18 protein-coding genes are annotated in these 19,978 nt (G+C 62.6%); 6 read left to right on the top strand and 12 right to left on the bottom strand.

Going from position 1 to position 19,978, the window contains the following annotated elements; genetic code table 11:
• Positions 1-417: 417 nt before the first annotated feature.
• The 3 genes from ACM6I6_RS17640 to ACM6I6_RS17630 form a co-directional block, all read right to left on the bottom strand.
• Entirely contained in the window at positions 418-1,596 is a 1,179-nt protein-coding gene (locus tag ACM6I6_RS17640; RefSeq protein WP_274078049.1) for a trans-sulfuration enzyme family protein, read from the bottom strand.
• Positions 1,593-2,969: a pyridoxal-phosphate dependent enzyme gene (locus ACM6I6_RS17635; protein WP_274078050.1), complete on the bottom strand. Its 1,377-nt coding sequence runs from the start codon at positions 2,967-2,969 to the stop codon at positions 1,593-1,595. The genes ACM6I6_RS17640 and ACM6I6_RS17635 overlap by 4 nt, the downstream gene beginning before the upstream one ends.
• Positions 2,970-3,139: 170 nt before the next feature.
• Positions 3,140-3,802, bottom strand: coding sequence for a glutathione S-transferase family protein (locus ACM6I6_RS17630; RefSeq protein ID WP_274078051.1), 663 nt, complete (start codon positions 3,800-3,802; stop codon positions 3,140-3,142).
• Positions 3,803-3,982: 180 nt separating this feature from the next.
• Between ACM6I6_RS17630 and ppk2 the strand changes: the two genes are divergently transcribed.
• From ppk2 to ACM6I6_RS17615, 3 genes are all read left to right on the top strand, one after another.
• Complete coding sequence (gene ppk2, locus ACM6I6_RS17625; protein ID WP_408600639.1) at positions 3,983-4,804, top strand: polyphosphate kinase 2; 822 nt, start codon at positions 3,983-3,985, stop codon at positions 4,802-4,804.
• 28 nt (positions 4,805-4,832) lie between these two features.
• Positions 4,833-6,635, top strand: a complete 1,803-nt coding sequence (locus tag ACM6I6_RS17620) for a SulP family inorganic anion transporter (RefSeq protein WP_408600640.1) — start codon at positions 4,833-4,835, stop codon at positions 6,633-6,635.
• Positions 6,636-6,834: 199 nt separating this feature from the next.
• Positions 6,835-7,935 (top strand): polyamine ABC transporter substrate-binding protein, encoded by a 1,101-nt coding sequence (locus ACM6I6_RS17615; RefSeq protein WP_323608893.1) that lies wholly within the window; start codon positions 6,835-6,837, stop codon positions 7,933-7,935.
• A gap of 47 nt (positions 7,936-7,982) precedes the next feature.
• Here ACM6I6_RS17615 and ACM6I6_RS17610 read toward each other — a convergent pair whose 3' ends face one another.
• The 8 genes from ACM6I6_RS17610 to ACM6I6_RS17575 form a co-directional block, all read right to left on the bottom strand.
• On the bottom strand, positions 7,983-10,430 hold the full coding sequence (locus ACM6I6_RS17610) for a TonB-dependent siderophore receptor (protein WP_414920322.1): 2,448 nt from the start codon (positions 10,428-10,430) through the stop codon (positions 7,983-7,985).
• An 87-nt stretch (positions 10,431-10,517) separates the two neighbouring features.
• Complete coding sequence (locus ACM6I6_RS17605) at positions 10,518-11,498, bottom strand: FecR family protein (protein WP_323608895.1); 981 nt, start codon at positions 11,496-11,498, stop codon at positions 10,518-10,520.
• Entirely contained in the window at positions 11,495-12,001 is a 507-nt protein-coding gene (locus ACM6I6_RS17600; protein WP_274078057.1) for a sigma-70 family RNA polymerase sigma factor, read from the bottom strand. The genes ACM6I6_RS17605 and ACM6I6_RS17600 overlap by 4 nt, the downstream gene beginning before the upstream one ends.
• Before the next feature lie 120 nt (positions 12,002-12,121).
• The gene (locus ACM6I6_RS17595) at positions 12,122-12,580 is read right to left on the bottom strand and encodes a MarR family transcriptional regulator (protein WP_323608896.1); all 459 of its coding nucleotides are present in this window, start codon (positions 12,578-12,580) and stop codon (positions 12,122-12,124) included.
• Between the two features lie 118 nt (positions 12,581-12,698).
• Positions 12,699-13,151, bottom strand: a complete 453-nt coding sequence (locus ACM6I6_RS17590; protein ID WP_274078059.1) for an Ohr family peroxiredoxin — start codon at positions 13,149-13,151, stop codon at positions 12,699-12,701.
• 63 nt (positions 13,152-13,214) lie between these two features.
• On the bottom strand, positions 13,215-13,667 hold the full coding sequence (locus tag ACM6I6_RS17585) for an Ohr family peroxiredoxin (protein WP_323608897.1): 453 nt from the start codon (positions 13,665-13,667) through the stop codon (positions 13,215-13,217).
• Between the two features lie 217 nt (positions 13,668-13,884).
• Complete coding sequence (locus ACM6I6_RS17580; RefSeq protein ID WP_323608898.1) at positions 13,885-14,340, bottom strand: glycine zipper 2TM domain-containing protein; 456 nt, start codon at positions 14,338-14,340, stop codon at positions 13,885-13,887.
• A gap of 84 nt (positions 14,341-14,424) precedes the next feature.
• Positions 14,425-15,321 carry a LysR family transcriptional regulator gene (locus ACM6I6_RS17575; RefSeq protein ID WP_414920321.1) on the bottom strand — a complete coding sequence of 299 codons (897 nt, stop codon included), beginning with the start codon at positions 15,319-15,321 and terminating at the stop codon, positions 14,425-14,427.
• Positions 15,322-15,421: 100 nt separating this feature from the next.
• On the opposite strand from ACM6I6_RS17575, the gene ACM6I6_RS17570 reads away from it, so the two are divergent.
• The gene (locus tag ACM6I6_RS17570; RefSeq protein WP_414920320.1) at positions 15,422-16,171 is read left to right on the top strand and encodes an SDR family oxidoreductase; all 750 of its coding nucleotides are present in this window, start codon (positions 15,422-15,424) and stop codon (positions 16,169-16,171) included.
• A gap of 8 nt (positions 16,172-16,179) precedes the next feature.
• On the opposite strand, the gene ACM6I6_RS17565 is transcribed toward ACM6I6_RS17570, so the two are convergent.
• Positions 16,180-16,458, bottom strand: coding sequence for a Rho-binding antiterminator (locus ACM6I6_RS17565; RefSeq protein WP_274078064.1), 279 nt, complete (start codon positions 16,456-16,458; stop codon positions 16,180-16,182).
• 249 nt (positions 16,459-16,707) lie between these two features.
• Between ACM6I6_RS17565 and ACM6I6_RS17560 the strand changes: the two genes are divergently transcribed.
• Positions 16,708-18,045, top strand: coding sequence for an MFS transporter (locus tag ACM6I6_RS17560; RefSeq protein WP_414920319.1), 1,338 nt, complete (start codon positions 16,708-16,710; stop codon positions 18,043-18,045).
• Positions 18,046-18,070: 25 nt separating this feature from the next.
• A complete protein-coding gene (locus ACM6I6_RS17555) occupies positions 18,071-19,333 on the top strand; it encodes a gallate dioxygenase (protein WP_323608903.1) in 1,263 nt (420 codons plus the stop codon).
• Positions 19,334-19,978: the final 645 nt, after the last annotated feature.

Below are 19,978 nucleotides of genomic sequence, written 5' to 3'. Positions count from 1 at the left end.
GATTTGCGGGGTATGTTGGATTTATGGTGTGACACAGATCTGTAGGAGCCGGCTTGCTGGCGATCGATGGTGGCCGTTATGCCGCCATCGCTGGCAAGCCAGCTCCTACAGGGATTTGCGGGGTATGTGAAATTTGTGGTGTGACACAGATCTGTAGGAGCCGGCTTGCTGGCGATGTGATGGTGGCCGTTATGCCGCCATCACTGGCAAGCCAGCTCCTACAGGGATTTACGGGTGTGTGTTGAATTTGTGGTGTGACACAGATCTGTAGGAGCCGGCTTGCTGGCGATCGATGGTGGCCGTTATGCCAGCCATCGCTGGCAAGCCAGCTCCTACAGTGGATCGGGTGCAGCCGTGAGAGATGGGGCGGCTGTCAGGCCGCCATCGCTGCGATGCGGTGATCCGAGAAGGCAACTCCTAAATCCGTGCCAACGCCTGCGCCAGGTCTGCGCGCAGGTCTTCGACATCCTCCACCCCAACAGACAACCGCACCAGCGCATCGCCGATGCCCAGTTGCGCGCGGGTTTCCACGGGGATGGTGGCGTGGGTCATGATCGCCGGGTGCTCGATCAGGCTTTCCACCCCGCCCAGGCTTTCGGCCAGGGCGAAAATCTGCACGTTTTCCAGGAAGCGCCGGGAGCCGGCCAGGTCGGTGTTCAGGTCGACGGAGATCATCCCGCCGAAGCCGCGCATCTGTTGCCGGGCCAGTTCGTGCTGCGGGTGCGAGGGCAGGCCCGGGTAGTAGACGTGGGCGACTTGCGGCTGGCGTTCCAGCCATTGCGCCAGTTCCAGTGCGTTGCTGCAGTGGCGTTCCATGCGTAGCGCCAGGGTCTTGACCCCGCGCAGGGTGAGGAAGGCGTCGAACGGCCCGGCGATGGCGCCCACCGCGTTCTGCAGGAAACCCAGGCGTTCGGCCAGCTCGGCGTCCTGCCCGACCACGGCGATGCCGCCGATCACGTCGGAGTGGCCGTTGAGGTACTTGGTGGTGGAGTGCAGCACGATGTCGAAGCCCAGTTCCAGCGGCCGTTGGATCCACGGGCTGGCAAAGGTGTTGTCGGCCACGCAGATGATGCCCCGGTCGCGGCAGGTGCGGGCGATGGCGGCGAGGTCGGTGAGGCGCAGCAGCGGATTGCTCGGGGTCTCGACCATGACCATGCGCGTGTCGTCCTGCAGGGATGCTTCGAACGCCGCCAGGTCGGTCAGGTCGACAAAGCTGAAGCGGTGCCCGGCGCTGCGCTGGCGCACCTTGTCGAACAGGCGGAAGGTGCCGCCGTACAGGTCGTTGCCGGAGACGACGTGCGAGCCGGCGTCGAGCAGCTCCAGTACCGTGGAAATGGTCGCCAGGCCCGAGGCGAAGGCAAAGCCCCGGGTGCCGCCTTCGAGGTCGGCCACGCAGCGTTCCAGCGCCCAGCGCGTCGGATTGTGCGAGCGCCCGTAGTCGAGGCCCTTGTGCACCCCGGGGCTCTGTTGCAGGTAGGTGGAGTTGGCGTAGATCGGCGGCATCAGCGCGCCGGTCGAAGGGTCCGGCGTTTGCCCGGCATGGATCACGCGGGTGGCGAAGCCCCGTGGCGGGGCATGTTCATCGTGCTGACTCATGGCAGGGATCTCCGCAAATGATTGAGCATGTCGGTTCGGGTAATCAGGCCGTGGAAACCCGAGGCATCCTGGATGATCGCCACCAGCCCACGACCCAGTTCCGCCTCCAGTTCCGCCAGTGAGGCGCCGGGGGACAGGGTTTGCAGTTTGTCGGTCATGGCGCTGGAGACGGTCTTGCGAAAGTGCTTAACGTCTTCATGCACGCCCAGCAGGATGTCGGACTCGTCGATCACCCCGACCAGTTGTTTGCCGTTCACCAGCACCGGCAGTTGCGACACATCCGCCAGGCGCATGCGCTGGAACGCGGTAAGCAAAGTGTCGTCGGGGCCGACGCTGATCACCCGGCCATCCTCGAAGCGCCGCGCGACCAGGTCGCGCAGGTCGCCGTAGGACTTGCGTTGCAGCAGGCCCTGATCGTTCATCCACTGGTCGTTGTACACCTTCGACAAGTAGCGCGTACCGGTGTCGCAGACAAAGCTGACCACCCGTTTCGGTTGGGTCTGCTCGCGGCAGTAGCGCAATGCCGCCGCCAGCAGGGTGCCGGTCGACGAACCGCCGAGAATGCCCTCGGCCTTCAGCAATTGGCGGGCATGATCGAAGCTTTCCTCGTCGCTGATCGAATAGGCGTGGCGCACGCTGGACAGGTCGCAAATCGACGGAATGAAGTCTTCGCCGATACCTTCCACCGCCCAGGAACCGGGGGTGGGGAGGGTGCCACTGCGGCTGTATTCGGCCATCACCGAACCGACCGGGTCGGCCAGGACCATTTCCAGATCCGGCTGCACGCGTTTGAAGAAGCGGGTCAGGCCGGTGAGGGTGCCCGCCGAACCGACACCGACGACGATGGCGTCCAGATCATGCTGGGTCTGCGCCCAGATTTCCGGCGCGGTGCTGCATTCGTGGGCCAGGGGGTTGGCCGGGTTGTTGAACTGGTCGGCGAAGAACGCATCGGGAATTTCCGCCGCCAGCCGCGCGGCGACGTCCTGGTAGTACTCCGCATGGCCCTTGCCGACATCGGAACGGGTGATGTGCACCTCGGCGCCCATGGCCTTGAGGTGCAAGACCTTCTCGGTGGACATCTTGTCCGGTACCACCAGCACCACGCGGTATCCCTTGGCGCGGCCGACCAGCGCCAGGCCCAGGCCGGTGTTGCCGGCGGTGGCTTCGACGATGGTGCCACCGGGTCGCAGGCGGCCATCGCGTTCGGCGGCATCGATCATCGCCAGGCCGATGCGGTCCTTGATCGAACCGCCGGGGTTCTGTGATTCGAGCTTGAGAAACAGCGTGCAGGGTCCGGTATCGAAACGGCTGACGCGTACCAGTGGCGTGTTACCGATCAGTTCGAGTACGGCAGGGCGGGAGTCGTTGGGCATGTCTTCACCTCGTTGCGCTAGCACCATGGATGGACAAAAAGACGGCGGCGAATCATCGCGCCAGTCGTGAAATTGTTGTGTCTGGACCATAGGCCGGGAACGCCACACTCGCAACCGTCCGGGAGAAAGTACCCCCGACATTGGGGAAGTTTTTTCAACGGGCACGCCCGCTAGCGAAACCGTTGGGGTATGGCCTCGGCAAATGGATAAAAGGCAAACCAGGGCCTGGCTTCGTCGATGACGCGCTGGAAGGATGGCCGTTGCGTCAGCCTGTCGAAATACCCGCTCAAGTGCGGGTGGCCGCCGGGGAAGGGTACCAGCGTGCTGGCATAGAACAGGGCCGGCGCGGCGGCACAGTCGGCCAGGCTGAAGTCCGGGCTGGCCACCCAGGTTCGCGAGGCCAGCTGGCGCTCGAGCATGCCGTAGGCCGTGGCGAGCATGGCCCGTTCCCCGGTCAGGTCGCCGTTCGTCCCATGCAGGCGGTCGGCGACTATCCGTTGCAGCGGCCCCTGCACGTACTGGTCGAAAAAACGGTCCCACAGGCGCACTTGCAGCGCGGTATCGCAATCGCCGGGCAGCAGGCAGTGTTGGGCCGAATAAGCCCGGTCCAGGTATTCGATGATCACACTCGACTCCGCCAACCCGTTCGGATGCGCGTCATCGCGGATGACCGGGAATTTGCACAGGGGCCATAACGCCGAGAGTTCCGCCCGGTCTTCCTCGCTGGAAAGATCGATGATTCGCCTCTCAAAGTCGATCCCATGCTCGTAAAGCGCGACCAGTACCTTGTGGCAGAACGACGAAAGCGGGTGGTAATAGAGTGTCAGGGGCATTCTTCAACTCCTCGTTCCAGCGACGGGATGCCAGGTGGCGAGGCGTCCCACGGATGATTGCAGTGGCTCGGAGATTAAGTCGCAGGCGCGGTCTTCGCTACCTTGAACCATGAACTAGACTCATGCCGTTGGTCGGGCAAGTCAAAGGTCAATTACTCAAGCAAGAGTGGGGGCTGGGTCATGGCAAAGGACAAGAAGGGCGCGCCCAAGGGGCGTTCCGCGCAAGACGAGAAGCTGAAGAACAAGGATTACCTTGAGCAGTTGCGCCTGTTGCACGTCGAAATGGTCAAGTTGCAGGAATGGGTGAAAGCCGAGGGCATCAAGATCTGCGTCGTGTTCGAGGGGCGCGACGGCGCCGGCAAGGGGGGCACGATCAAGGCCCTTACCGAGCGCGTGAGTCCGCGGGTGTTCCGGGTGGTGGCATTGCCTGCGCCCACCGATCGAGAGAAGAGCCAGATGTACGTGCAGCGCTACTTGCCGCACTTGCCCGCAGCGGGCGAAGTGGTGATCTTCGATCGCAGTTGGTACAACCGCGCGGGCGTCGAGCGGGTGATGGGCTTCTGCACCCAGGAGCAGGTGGACCTCTTCCTCAAATCGGTGTCCCACGTGGAGCGCGCGATTGTCGATTCGGGGGTCATCCTGCTCAAGTACTGGCTGGAAGTCAGCCCCGAGGAACAGACCCGTCGACTCGAAGCGCGCATCAAGGATGGTCGCAAGATCTGGAAGCTGACCCCCATGGACCTCAAGTCCTACAGCCGCTGGTTCGACTACTCGCGAGCGCGTGACGCCATGTTCGAGGCGAGCGACAGCGAGCATGCCCCCTGGCTCGTGGCCAACTCCAACGACAAGCGGCGGGCACGCCTGAACATCATCAGCGATCTGCTCAGCCGCATCCCCTATAAAGAAGTGGCGCGGGACAAGGTGGTATTGCCCAAGCGGCAGAAGCCGGGCGGCTATCGCGAACCGGATTATCCGCTGAAGCGGATCCCCGAGAAGTACTGATGGGTACGCACCCGGGGGCCATTGTCCCATGAGCCAGCCAGACGCTTCCCCGCCCGCGGCGGAACCGGGCCGTATCGTGCGCCGTGACACCAGCGAAGACCAGGCTGGCTGGGGCCGCTGGTTCCCCGGACTGCGCACGCTGCGCGGCTACCACGTGGCGTGGTTGCGCCACGACCTGATGGCCGGGCTGGTACTGACCACGATGCTGGTGCCGGTGGGCATTGCCTATGCAGTGGCATCGGGGGTACCGGGCATCTATGGCCTGTACGCCACCATCGTTCCGCTGATCGCCTATGCGCTGTTCGGCCCCAGCCGGATCCTGGTGCTGGGGCCGGATTCCTCGCTGGCGGCCGTCATTCTCGCGGTGGTCCTGCCCCTGTCCGGCGGTGATCCCCAACGCGCAGTCGCCCTGGCGGGAATGATGGCCATCGTCTCGGGGGCCGTGTGCATCCTCGCCGGCATCGCGCGCCTGGGCTTTATCACCGAGTTGCTGTCCAAGCCGATTCGCTACGGCTACATGAACGGGATTGCGCTGACGGTGTTGATCAGCCAGTTGCCGAAGTTCTTCGGTTTTTCCATTGATGCCGAGGGGCCGCTGCGAAACCTGTGGGCCATCGCGAGCGCGCTGATCGAGGGCAAAACCAACTGGACCGCGTTCATGGTCGGTGCCGGCACCCTGGTGGTGATCCTGCTGCTCAAGGGCCACAAGCGCATACCCGGCATCCTGATCGCGGTGGCCGGTGCGACGATCGCGGTGGATGTGCTGGACCTGGCGGCGCGGGCGGGGGTCAAGGTCCTCGGCCCGCTACCCCAGGGCCTGCCGTCGTTCGCCATTCCCTGGATCACCAGCGCCGATATCGTGCCGGTCCTGATCGGCGGTGGTGCCGTGGCCCTGGTGTCCTTCGCCGACACCAGCGTGCTCTCGCGGGTGTACGCGGCGCGCACCCGCACCTATGTCGACCCGAACCAGGAAATGGTCGGGTTGGGTATCGCCAACCTGGCCGCCGGACTGTTCCAGGGGTTTGCGATCAGCAGCAGTTCCTCCCGTACGCCCGTGGCCGAAGCCGCTGGCGCCAAGACCCAGTTGACCGGCGTCGTCGGCGCGGTAGCGGTTGCCTTGCTGCTGGTGGTGGCGCCGAACCTGTTGCAGGACCTGCCAAACAGCGCCCTGGCTGCCGTGGTGATCGCCTCCGCCATCGGCCTGATCGAGATCACCGACCTGCGGCGCATTTATCGCATGCAGCGCTGGGAGTTCTGGCTGTCGATCGTCTGCACGGTGGGCGTGGCCGTGCTGGGGGCGATCGAGGGCATCGGCCTGGCCATCCTGATTGCGGTCATCGAATTCCTCTGGGATGGCTGGCGCCCATACTCTGCGGTACTGGGGCGCGCGCGAGGGGTCAGGGGCTTCCACGACATCAAGCGCTACCCGGACGCGCGGCTGATTCCCGGCCTGGTCATCTTTCGCTGGGATGCCTCGCTGTTTTTCGCCAACGCCGAACTGTTCCACGAGCGGGTACTGGACGCCGTGGCCGCATCGCCAACCCCCGTGCGCTGGCTGGTGCTGGCGGCGGAACCGGTCACCAGCGTCGACGTGACCAGCGCCGACATGTTGGCCGAGCTGGATGACACCTTGAAAGCGGCGGGCATCGAGTTGCGCCTGGCCGAGATGAAGGACCCGGTCAAGGACAAGCTCAAGCGCTTCGGGTTGTTCGAGCGGTTTGGCGAGGCGGCGTTTTATCCGACCTTGAACGCTGCCGTCAGCGCCTACCTCGCGAGCCATGCGGTGGAGTGGCCGTACCCCGAGGAGGAGGCGCTGCCCGGACACCGATAATGGCCATTTCGATCTCCTTTTGGCCAACCCCGCGCTATGAACCGGCCGGGCGGTGGGCAAGAATCGGAACCGGAGTCTGGTGCGCACCAGCCTTTCCATCGATAAATACGAACCTGATCTTCCTTGCCCTTGGCGGTTTTGCCGGGCACTGCCGCGTACAGCACATAAAAACCATCGAGCTGACTTGGGGAATTGATCCATGGACACAATCAAACGCCTATTGGGTGCCACCGTTTGCGGGCTGACACTGCTGGCCAGTGCCGTACAAGCCGAGCAGCGCGAATTGCGGGTGTACAACTGGGCGGACTACATCCTGCCGTCCGTGCCCAAGGACTTCGCCGACAAGACCGGCATCAAGGTCACCTGGGACACCTTCGACACCAACGAATCCCTGGAGGCCAAGCTGCTAACCGGCAACTCCGGCTATGACCTGGTGGTGCCGTCGAACCAGTTCATCGAAACCCAGATCAAGGCCGGTGTGTTCCAGAAACTGGACAAGTCCAAGCTGCCCAACTGGAAGCACCAGGACCCGGCCCTGCTCAAGTTGCTGGACAAGAACGACCCCGGCAACCAGTACGGCGTGCCTTACATGTACGGCACTGTGTTGATCGGCTTCAACCCGGCCAAGGTCAAGGCCGCGCTGGGCGAGAATGCACCGGTGGACAGCTGGGACCTGGTGTTCAAGCCCGAGAACATGGAGAAGCTCAAGGCCTGTGGTGTCGCCATGCTCGACTCGCCTTCCGAGATACTGCCGTTGGCCCTGCATTACCTGGGGCTGGACCCGAACAGCCAGAACCCCGATGACTACGAAAAAGCCAAGGCGCTGATGCTGAAGATTCGCCCTTATGTCACCTACTTCAACTCGGCCAAGTACATGACCGATATCGCCAACGGTGATATCTGCGTGGCCATCGGCTACTCCGGCAGCTTCTACCAGTTCGGCAATCGCGCCAAGGAAGCGGGCAATGGGGTGGTGGTCGATTGGCGCTTGCCGAAGGAGGGCGCGCCGATCTGGTTCGACACCTTTGCCATTCCGAAAAGCGCGAAGAATGTCGAGGAAGCCCACGAATTTCTCAACACCTTGCTCGACCCGACAGTCATCGCACCGATCAGCGACTTCCTCGGTTACCCGAATGCCAACACGGACTCGTTGCCTCTGATCAACAAGGAAATCACCGGCAACCCGAACCTGACGCCGACACCTGAGGCGCTGAAAACCCTGTACGTCGTGCAGCCGTTGCCGCAGAAGCTGGAGCGGGTGCGTACGCGGGTATGGACCTCCATCAAGTCGGATAAATAACCCTCGAACCCATCGGATCCCCCCTGTGTTGAGCCTGGTGTTCAGTGTCAGAACTCCGGCGTGTATTTCACGCTGAACATCAGGTTACGCGGTTCGCCGAAATTGTTGTTGCCGCTCAGCTGGTTGTACGCCGCCGTGTAGTAGTGCTTGTCGAACAGGTTGTTGGCGTTCAACGCCAGGCCGATCTCCGGCGTCAACTGGTAGCCGGCGCGTGCGCTCCAGACGGTGTAACCCGGCACGTCGTAGGTGTGTTCATAGCCCAGGGTATGGCTTTGGGTGGTGAAGCCCAGGCCCGTGCTGACACGGTTCCAGTCGCCGCTGAACTGGTAATCGCTCCACACCCGCAGCATGTGCTTGGGCGTCCAGGTGCTGAAGACTTTGCCTTCGTTTTCCGGGTCGTCGAGGAACTTGGTGGTGTTGTAGGTATAACCGGCAAACAGCTGCAGGCCGGTGAGCACTTCGCCGCTGATTTCCGCGTCGAGCCCCTGGCTGCGCACTTTGCCCGCGGCAATCGAGCAGTACCAGCCGTCGCAGGCGAAGCCCGAGGCCAGGTCGTTGAGGGCTCGGTTTTCCTGGTCGTAACGGAACAGCGCAAGGGAGGTGTTGACCCGGCCGTCCATCAGCTCGCCCTTGAGGCCGACTTCGTAGTTGCTTCCGATCACCGGCTTGAGCATCTTGCCGCTGGCGTCGCGCAGTGCCTGGGGTTCGAACACGTCGGTGTAGCTGGCGTACACCGCCCATTCGCGGTTCAGGTCATAGATGATGCCGGCGTAGGGCGTGACTTCCCCGGTTTCGTTGGCGGTGCTTTCCGGGTCGGCGTTGACCACGTCGCTGAATGCGAGCTGGCTCCATGACTTGTAGCTGTAGTCGTACCAGCTGACCCGCGAGCCGAGCACCAGGGTCAATGGTTCGATCGGCTTGACCCGCCAGCTGCCGTACAGGCCTTTTTGCCGAATGTCGTATTTGCTCGGCGTTGCCCGGCCGCCGGGGGTATTGAGTATCCCGTCGTAGCTGATTTCCGGGCGGTCGTGGTCGATGCCGAAGATGGTGTCGGTGCTGTCGTTGAAGGTTCGGGCGAACTTGTCGTCGGACGTGTACTTGGAGTAGTTACCGCCGATCATGACTTCGTGCTGCATGGACAAAGCGTCGAAGTGGCCGATGAGGTTCATGTCCAGGCCGAGCTTGGTAGCGTCGAAATCGGTCACGAAGTCGGCGTACTGCACGCCGCTGCCGTCGGCTTCCAGGCCATCGCCGCTGCTTTGCAGCCGCTGGTTTTTCGACTTGTTGTTTTCCGTCATGCGCACGGCGCCGACCTTGAAGGCCCAGTCGTCGTTGAAGTGGTGTTCAAGATCGGTGTAGACGGTGGTGACATCGATGTCCGAATGGTTCCAGCGCGCGCCGGTGTAAGTGGAGCGCGACACATCGAGGGGGCTGCCGTCGGAATAGCGCGGCAGGCCGCGGATCATCGGGCGCGACTCGGCATCGGAGTAGCTGACTGCCAGGCCCAGGGTGGTGTCCTCGCGCAGGTCGAAGTCCAGCGAACCGTACAGCGAGTGGGTCTTGCTCCATTCGTAGTCGATGAACGAGTCACTCTGGTCTTCGTCGGCGACGAAACGCCCACGAATGGTGCCGGCCTGGTTCAAGGGCCCGCCGGCGTCCAGTTGCAGGCCGTAGTGATCCCAGGAACCGGCCTTTGCGGTAACCGTTACGGTAGGGGCGTATTGGCCGCGCTTGCGCACCAGGTTGATCGCGCCGCCGGGGCTGCCGGTGCCCTGCAGCAGGCCGGAGGCGCCGCGCAGCACTTCCATGCGATCGAAAAAGATCAGGTCCTGGGTGGCCCAGTTACCCAGCGCGTAGGTGTTGCGCGGGATCGGCACGCCGTCGTATTGCCAGTCATCGATCTGGAAACCGCGGGAGGTCAGGATTATGCCCTTGCCCACGCCCTGGACGCCGACCAGGCCGGTGGTCTTGTTGGCGGCGTCCTTGAGGTCGGTGATGTCCTGGTCGTCCATCTGTTTGCGGGTCATGACGGTGACCGACTGCGGGATTTCCTTGAGGGTGTGGGTGCCCTTGCCGATGGTCACCGCCCGGGCGGCGTAGGAGCCCGAGCCTTCGGTGGTGGCGTCGTTGCTGTTTTCGATGATATTGGTCGCGCCCAATTGCAGCGTAGTGCTGTCGGTGGCGGCTGGCTCGACGCTGAAGTTGCCCTGGGCGGTCACCCGCAGTTGCAGGCCGCTGCCTGTCAACGCCCGCTGCATGGCTTCTTCAGCTGACATCTGGCCCTTCACCGCCGGTGCTTGCTTGCCCTGCACGAGCGCCGGCTCCAGCGAGATGATCTGTCCGCTCTGGCTGGCAATGGCATTGAGGGTACTGGCGAGCGGGCCGGCTGGCAGATCGAAGGGCAGGGTTTGCGCCTGCGCCTGTGACAGGCCAGGGCCTGCCAGGGTGGCCAGGGCAACGGCGACGGAAAGCGAGTGGGACCACGGGTTGAACACAGCATTCTCCTGAAGGTGTGAGTGTCAGGAGATAGGTGGGACAAGAAATGAAAACCGGACACGAATAAGAGTGATTTGCAAAAAAAATTATTCTTTGGCCGGTTTTGCGCGAATCAACGTCAGCCACGGACTGTAGTGATCGACCCGGATCGGCAGGGTTTCCGCCAGCGCCGCGAAGGTGCGCGCAGGGTCGTTGAGCGGGAACACGCCCTGGACCCGCAAGTTACGCACTTCAGGGGCCAGGCGAACAAAACCGCGACTGTAGGGGCGCAGCGCATCCACGACGTTTTCCAGGGGCTCGTCCAGCACATTGAGGCGCCCGCCGAGCCAGTCGGCGCGATAACGCTGATCGCCAGAAACCGGTTCGATGTGCCGCGCGTAGAGCAGGGCGGATTCTCCCTCCTGCAGGTCACGTCGGGTGCCATTGAGGAGCGTGGCTTGGACGGAGTGCTCCAGCACCACCACACGACTGGCGTCCTGCTCCTGGGCGACCAGGAAACGCGTACCCAACGCGCGCACCTCACCCTGGGCGGTGCGCACGCGCAACGGACGGTGCGGATCGGGCGCGACTTGAATCACCAGTTCGCCGTGGCGCAGGATGACCAGCCTTTGCTGGCCGTCGAATTGCAGGTCCACCGCGCTGTCGGCGTTGAGGCTCAGGCGGCTGCCGTCGGCCAGGTTGAAATCCTCGCGATGCCCCCGTCCAGTGGACAGGTCGGCGAACAGGCTGTCGCCCAGCGGGCTGCGCGCACCCAGCCACAAACCGCCACCGAGCAGGCCTAAACCTGCGATTACCCGCAGCGCATCACGCCGCGATGCCTGCGGTTGCAAGAGCACCTGGCGGGCATGCTCGGTGTGCCCCGGCAAGCGTCGATCCAGGGCGCGCAGGGTGTTGAAGGAACCGCCCAGGCGCTCCTGCAATCTGGCCCAGGCCTGGGCGTGCGCCGGGTCCTTGGCCAGCCAGGCATCGAAACGTGCCTGCAAGGCGGGCGTGGGGGTACCGGCGCGCAGGCGCACCATCCAGTCGATGGCCTGCTCGCTGACAGGGTCCAGGCGCTCTGTTTTCATGTCGCCATCTCGCTCAGGTAGCACTGGCGCAATGCCTGCTTCATATAGCGGCTGACCGTGCGCTCCGACAGGCCCAGCTTTTGGGCGATTGCCACATAGCTCATGCCGTCCAGCTGGCTGTAGAGGAAGGTGGCCTTGACCACCGTCGGCAGGCCATCCAGCGCCCGGTCGATGGCGACCAGGGCTTCGATCAGCTGCAGCTGTTCTTCGGGGGACGGGGCGAGCATCTCGGGCAGGGTGGACAGGCGTTCGAGATACGCCAACTCCAGCTTGCGCCGGCGATGCCGATCGAAAATGAGCCGTCGGGCGATGGTCGAGAGGTAGGCGCGGGGTTGTTCGATGCTGTCGGGATCGACCCGGGCCATCAGCATCTGGCAAAACGTATCGGCGGCAGTGTCCTCGGCGTCCGCATGATTGCGCAGCCGTCGCTGGATATGCTGCAGCAGCCAACGGTGATGATCGCTGAAAAAGTAGCTCAGCTTGCTGGTCGAAGGAGGTTGCACCGGTGGATTTTCCAGATGTTAGTGTGAATCGTTCTCAATACTACCTTTGAGCGACGAGCCACCGCAATCGGGACTTTCCGGGCAACCGCTGTGGGGGGACCGGTTTTACAGCTTCAGAGATTATTTATCGGCATTGGTCGTGCGGATCAGATTGTTGCGCAACGCCACGATCGCCTGCTGCATCTGTGCGAAATCGTCGGGATCGAGGCCCGTTTGCGGAAAGCCGTCTTCGGTCAGTTCGGTGCGTAGTTGGCGACCGGTCTCGGTCAGGCTGATGCGCACCTGGCGTTCATCTTCCGGGTCGCGCTGGCGCAGCAGGTAACCCATCGCCTCGAGCTTTTTCAGGATCGGGGTAAGGGTGTTGGATTCCAGGAACAGCTTTTCCCCGAGGCTGCCGACGGTCTGGTTGTCCTGTTCCCACAGCACCACCAGGGTGATGTATTGGGTGTAGGTCAGGCCGAGCCGTTCGAGCATCGGCTTGTAGGCCTTGCCGAACGCGAGGTTGGTGGAATAGACCGCAAAACACAGGAAGTCGGAGAGCTTGAGATCCAGGGCGGACGTCTTGTCGGTGCTTTTCATGGGGGGTCTCTTTGGGCAGGCTGCAGACTGAGACTGTACATCGTATGCGATGGTGTCGGAAGAGCACTAACCCTGCGGCCGCCTGGCCGGTCCCCCCGGGAACCGGCCGTGCCATGGGTTACGCGGTCTGGACGTTGATGGCGACGTCAATGTTGCCACGGGTGGCCTTGGAGTAGGGGCAGATCGCATCGGCATTGTGGGCCAGCTCGGTCGCGACTTCCTGTGACAGGCCCGGCACCCGCAGGGTCAGGCGGGCCTGGAGGAAGTAGGCGGCGCCGGTCTGGCCCAGGTCAACTTCGATGTCCACGGCCGTATCGGCCGGCAGGGTCACCTTCGCCTGTTGGGCGGCCAGGCCCACCGCTGCGATGTAGCAGGCCGACCAAGCCCCGGCGAACAGCTGCTCGGCTTTCGGGTGCGGTTGCACACCGGTCAGCACGTGCGCTGGAGTGGCGCTGCCGGGGGACGACAGTTCGATGTCGAGGTTGCCGTTATGGCCGCGCGAGGTGGTGCCGGCGCTGCTCAGGGTGGTGTGGGTCTTGCCGCTGGCCAGGACTTTTTCGATCTTGCTCATGATGATTTCCTCAGGTTTACCGATATGTTGTTCGCATACGCTTTGATCGCATGCGACATGAAATTAGACCGTAATAACGCTCAGGGCAACGTCGATATTGCCGCGTGTCGCCTTGGAGTAGGGGCAGATGGAATCGGCGATGTGCGCCAGTTCCGTCGCGACGTCCTGTGCCAGCCCCGGCACGCGCAGGGTCAGTCGGGCCTGAAGGAAATAGGCCGGACCAGTCTGGCCCAGGTCCACTTCGATGTCGACGGCCAGGTCCGCCGGCAGCGCGATGTTGCGCTCTGCAGCCACCAGGCCGACGGCGGCGGTGTAGCAGGCCGACCAGGCCCCGGCGAACAGTTGCTCGGCTCTCGGGTGCGGCTGGGTGGCGGCGAAAACATGGGCGGGCTGGGCAGCGCCTGGGGTAGACAGTTCGATGTCGAGGTTGCCGTTATGACCGCGCAAGGTGTTGCCGGCGTTGCTCAGGCTGGTGTGTGTCTTGCCGGTGGCCAGGACTTTTTCGATCTTGCTCATGGGGTGAATCCTCAAGGGGGCGGTCAGGTTCGATTAGTATCGTATACGTTTAGATCGCATCCGATGAAATCGATAGTCCTCCAGAAGCTGATTAGCGTCAAGGGGTATTTTCATCTCTGGACGACGAACGGTCTGATTCAATTCGCGTTCAATAAAAAGCCCCGGGCTGTTGAGGCCCGGGGCTTTTAACTATCGGTGCTCGACGGCGGGGTGATGATCAGCCCTGCGGCACTACCCGGGCTTCATTGCCGGTGCCTTCGATATAGACACTCTGGCCTTTGCTCAGAGCGGCATTGATCGGCTGGGTCACCGACACCAGCACGCCGCTTTTGGTGCGCACGATAATCTGCTGGGCTTGCTGCGGTTGATCATACTTTTTCTTCTCGGCGTAGTTGCCGCCCGCCGCACCGGCGAGGGCGCCGGCGACCATGGCCACATCGCGCCCGGTGCCCGAACCGATCAGGCTGCCGATACCCACGCCCGCCAGTCCGCCAAGAATGGCGCCGACGCCGCTGTCATGGTTGGTCTGCATCTGCGTCATGGTGATCTGCTCGATTTTCCCCGAGCGGATTTCCATCTCGCCGGCGCCACCACTTCCAGCATCGACGGCGGCGCAGGCGCAAAGCACAAGACTTACGAGGGTAATCGTCAGCCAGGAAGCGGTGTTTTTCATGTCGAACTCCATCACCAGGGGAAGCGGTTCATGCAAACGCGTCAGCGCAGGTTAGACGAAGGAGACTAGCACAGGGCCCCGGCTTTACTGGCCGCCCAACCGCTGCAGTTCCTGCTGCACAAAATCGGCGAACAGTCTGATCCGGATCGGGGTCAGCGTACCAAAGGCGTGCAGCGAATGAATCGCCAGCGATGGCAGGGGGTGGTCGGCCAGCACTTGTACCAAGGCGCCTGAATCCAGGTCTTGTTGCACCGTGCATTTCATCAGGTAGGCCACGCCCATGCCGCCGAGCGCGGCGCCGCGCAGGCCGAACCCCGAGTCCAGGCCGATGCGACCGCGGGGGACCAGGGTTTCACCGTCGGCAAAGACGATCGGCAGGGTTCGGCCATTGAATTGATAGCGCACGAAGGGCAGGGCGCGCAGTGCCTCGATGGAGGTAGGGGTGCCCCATTCGCCGAGGAACACCGGGGAGGCGACCAGGGCCATGTCGAGCTGGGCCAGGGTACGGCTTTTCAAGTCGCTGTCGAGGAGGCTGCCGACGCGAAAAATCACGTCGTAGGCTTCGCGAATCACGTCCACATGGTGATCGAGCAAGGTCAGGTCCAGTTCCACGTCCGGGTGGTCGCTGAGAAACACCGAGTGGATCCTCGGCAGCAACAGGCGTCCCAGGTCGCTGGGCATGCTCACCCGCAGGTGACCGCGGGCGCCACCGGTGTGACGCAGCGCATCGGCGCTGTCGTCGATGGCGCGCAACAGCGGCGCGACCCGCTCGAAAAATGCCTGGCCCTCGGGGGTCAGGCCGAGCATGCGCGTGGAGCGGCGAAACAGCTTGGCGTTGAGTTCGGTTTCCAGCCGGGCAATGCTTTTGGAGATGGCCGAGGGCGTGGTGCCGGCATTGCGCGCGGCGGCGCTGAACGAGCCGGCTTCTACCGCGCGGACGAAGGCGATCAGGCTGGCCGACTGGTTCAACAGGTTGGACATCTTGTGACTCCGCAGCACAACAGATGTGCCTGGTGCTGGACTGGTTGGCGGGGATGCGCGCGACATAATACTGCGCTCCTTCAACAAGTGGAGTCAGCAGATGCAACGTCTACAAGGTAAGGTCGCGGTGATCACCGGCGGCAACAGCGGCATTGGTCTGGCCGCCGCGTGTCTGTTCGCCAAAGAGGGGGCGCAGGTGATCATCACGGCGCGCCGCCAGGAGATACTCAATGAGGCGATCCGCCAGATCGGCCATGGCGCCATCGGCATCAAGGGCGATGTCGCCAGCCTCGAACACCATGGCGAGGTGGCCGAACAGGTGCGGGCGCGCTTCGGTGCGCTGGATGTCTACGTGGCCAATGCCGGGGTCATTACCCTGACGCCATCGCAGCAGGTCACGCCGCAAGAATACGACGCGCAGTTCAACATCAACACCCGTGGCGTGTTCTTCGGGGTGCAGGCGATCACGCCGTTGCTGCGCGACGGTGGCAGCATCATTCTGACCAGCTCCCTGGCGGCGAGCAAAGTGCTCGACGGGCATGCGGTGTATGCCGGTTCCAAAGCGGCCATCGCGGCATTCGCGCGCAACTGGGCGCTGGAGCTGCGCGCGCGGCGCATCCGCGTCAACGTGTTGAGCCCAGGCCCGGTGGATACGGCGATCATTGGCAAACTGGGCGTCACCGAAGAACATCGCCCGGGGTTTGTGCAAATGATGGCGGACATGATTCCGGCAGGTCGCCTGGGCGAGGCCCATGAGCTGGCACAAGCGGCGCTGTACCTGGCGTCCAGCGACAGTGCATTCGTCAACGGCATCGAATTGCACGTGGACGGCGGCATGTCGCTGGTCTGACACAGGCCTCAGAATGTGCAGGAGGCATCGGAAAATACCACCCGGCCAAACTGTGCATTCGCATCCAGTGGCGTAATGGCCAGCAGGTGGTCCAGGCGAACCTCCTGCTGTCCATCAGCCGTTTCAAGGCGCAGAAACTCTTCCTTGTCGCTGGAGGTTCGCGTGGTCAACGCCGTGGCGACCAGGCGTGAGCCATCGTGCAACTCGATGTCCAGTCGATAACCGCGCAGGCAGGCGATCTCCAGATAGTCATGCAGATCGCAGTTCATGGGCCGGTAGGTGTTCATGTCGTTACTCCTGACAACCTTGCAGTTTGAGGATGAAGTAACCCTGTTTGTCGATTCACGCTCATTGTAGACATCACCTCGAAAATCACCCGATAAGAAAAACCGATACCCGCTTAAGGATTTCCCAGAGGCGGGGCAGGCCCGTGCGGCTTTAGAGTCACGCCCAGGGTTTGGCTGGCGGATGGCTGATGGGCCTGTCGCCGTTACCACGCCAGTCGGAATTTCTATAAAAACAAGAAGGTGATAAGCATGAGTCACGACACGGTCGATATCAAAGCGTGGATCGACAACCGACCGGTTGCCGGGTACCAGTGGCTGATCATGAGCCTGTGTTTCTTCGTTGTGCTGTTCGATGGTTTTGATGTCGCGGTGATGGGTTTCATCGCGCCTTCGCTGATCCAGGACTGGGGTCTTTCCAAGGCGGCCTTTGGCCCGGTGATGAGCGCCGGCATGGTCGGCCTGGCCATTGGCGCCTTGACCGCCGGCCCTTATGCCGATCGCCTGGGACGCAAGAAAGTGCTGTTGATTGCCGTGACGGGTTTCAGCGTGCTGAGCCTGGCCTGTGCCTTTGCGCGCAATCCCTATGAGCTGGCAGCCCTGCGGCTGTTGACCGGGGTCGCCCTGGGCGCCGCAATGCCCAATACCACCACGCTGCTTTCCGAATACCTGCCGGAGCGTAATCGCTCGCTGTTCATCACCCTCATGTTCACCGGTTTCAACATGGGTTCGGGGCTGGGCGGTTTTCTCGCGGCCTGGTTGATCCCGCACCACGGTTGGCAATCGGTATTGCTCGCTGGCGGCATCCTGCCGCTGGTGCTGCTGCCGTTCCTCTGGCTGCTGTTGCCCGAGTCGCCGCGTTTCCTCGCGGCACGGAATGCCCCGTCCAGTCAGATCGCCAAGGTGTTGAACAAGTTGGGCGGGCGTTTCTCGGCGGCCACGACATTCACCATCAGCGAGCCCCAGGTCCAGCATAAGGCGCCGGTGCGCATGTTGTTCAGCGAGGGTTACCGCTTCGGCACGCTGGCACTGTGGATGACCTACTTCATGGGGCTGCTGGTGATCTACCTGACCATGGGCTGGATGCCGACGCTGTTGCGCGAAGGTGGCCTGTCCATCGAACGCGCAGCGACCATCACCGGCCTGTTCCAGATCGGCGGCACGGTCGGCGCGATTGTAGTCGGCTGGGCGATGGATCGACGTAATCCCAACGCCGTCATTGCGACCTCCTATGCATTGGGCGGCGCGTTCATCCTGCTGCTGGGGGCTTTCAGCCTGGAGTCGAGCCTTTTGGCATTCGGCGTCGTCGCGGCAGGCTTCTGCATGAGCGGTGCGCAGACCGGTCTCAACGCCTTTGCGCCCGGTTACTACCCAACGGATTTCCGCGCCACGGGGGTGAGCTGGATGCTGGGCATCGGTCGTTTCGGCGCTATCTTCGGCTCTCTCATCGGTGGTGCGGTGCTCAGCCTCGGGTTGGGCCTGCCGCTGCTGTTCACCCTGTTGAGCGTGCCGGCCTTCATCGCCGCGCTGGCGATCCTGGCCAATGGTCATGCACGGCGTCGGGTCAGCCAGGCTGTTCTGGCGCAATAATTATCTTCGAACACAGGAACTCGTCATGGCACGCATCATCGGTGGTCTCGCCGTCTCCCACACACCTACCATCGGCTTCGCAGTCGATCACGACAAACAGCATGAAGCGGCCTGGGCGCCGATCTTCGAAGGCTTCGAACCGATCAAGGTATGGTTGAAGGAGCAACGGCCGGACGTGTTGTTCTACATCTTCAACGACCACGTGACGTCGTTTTTCTTCGACCATTACGGCGCGTTCTCCCTGGGCGTCGATGAGCGTTACGAGGTTGCTGACGAAGGTGGCAACCCACGTTCGTTGCCGGCGGTTGGCGGGCATGCGGCGCTGTCGCGGCACATTGGCCAGAGCCTGATGGCCGATGAATTCGACATGAGTTTCTTCCGCGACAAACCGCTGGATCATGGCTTCTTTTCGCCGATGTCGGCGCTATTGCCCTGCGAGCCTGAATGGCCGGTGGAAATCGTGCCGCTGCAGGTGGGCGTATTGCAATTCCCGATCCCCACCGCGTTTCGTTGCTACAAGCTGGGGCAGGCGCTGCGCCGGGCGATCGAAAGCTATCCCGAAGACTTGAAGGTGGCGATTGTCGCCACCGGCGGCGTGTCCCACCAGGTGCATGGCGAGCGTTGTGGTTTCAACAATCCGCAGTGGGACGAGCAGTTCATCGATCTGCTGGTCAACGACCCGGTGCGCCTGACCGAAATGACCCACGCCGAGTACGCCACCCTGGGCGGCATGGAAGGCTCGGAGGTGATCACCTGGCTGATCATGCGCGGCGCCTTGTCGGCCACGGTGAAGAACCTGCATCAGGACTACTACCTGCCGTCGATGACCGGCATCGCCACCTTGTTGCTGGAAAACCAGGACCGGCCTGTGCCCGCCGAGGTCAACGCGCGTCACTTGCAGCACATGCAACACCAGTTGGCGGGCATCGAAAAACTCGAGGGCACCTATCCGTTCACCCTGGAGCGCAGCGCCAAGGGCTATCGGCTGAACAAGTTCCTGCACCGCATGATCGAGCCGCAATGGCGCCAGCGTTTTCTCGACACGCCCGAGGCGCTGTTCGAGGAAGGCGGCTTGAGCGAAGAGGAACGCGAGCTGCTGCGCCGCCGTGACTGGCGCGGGTTGATCCAGTACGGGGCGATCTTCTTCGTGCTCGAAAAGCTCGCCGCGGTGCTCGGCATTCCCAACCTGCAGGTGTACGCCGCCATGCGCGGCCAGAGTCTGGACGAGTTCATGAAAACCCGCAATCAGCAGGTGCTGTACTCGGTGGCGGGCAAGGCCCCGCGCTGATCTGTAGGAGCGAGCTTGCTCGCGATGGCTGTGAGTCAGGCGACATCTCTATCAACGGGTCGGCCGTCTTCGCGAGCAAGCCCGCTCCCACATTTTGATCGGTGTCATGCACAAGATCTGTGTGCACTGGAGATCCCTTGTAGGAGCAAGCTTGCTCGCGAAAGCGGTGGGTCAGGCGACATCTCTATCAACGGGTCGGCCGTCATCGCGAGCAGGCTCACTCCCACATTTTGATCGGTGTCATGCACATGATCTGTGTGCACTGGAGATCCCTTGTAGGAGCAAGCTTGCTCGCGAAAGCGGTGGGTCAGGTGACATCTCTGTCAACGGGTCGGCCGTCTTCGCGAGCAGGCCCGCTCCCACATTTCGATCGGTGTCATGCACAAGATCTGTGTGCACTGGAGATCCCTTGTAGGAGCAAGCTTGCTCGCGAAAGCGGTGGGTCAGGCGACATTTCTATCAACGGGTCGGCCGTCTTCGCGAGCAGGCTCACTCCCACATTTTGATCGGTGTCATGCACATGATCTGTGTGCACTGGAGATCCCTTATAGGAGCAAGCTTGCTCGCGAAAGCGGTGGGTCAGGCGACATCTCTGTCAACGGGTCGGCCGTTATCGCGAGCAGGCTCACTCCCACATTTTGATCG

The organism is Pseudomonas sp. IT-P218 (assembly GCF_949767605.1).
GTDB lineage: Bacteria > Pseudomonadota > Gammaproteobacteria > Pseudomonadales > Pseudomonadaceae > Aquipseudomonas > Aquipseudomonas putida_AE.
Note: the sequence above shows the minus strand (reverse complement) of the source record. Positions and strands in the feature narration are given on the sequence as shown.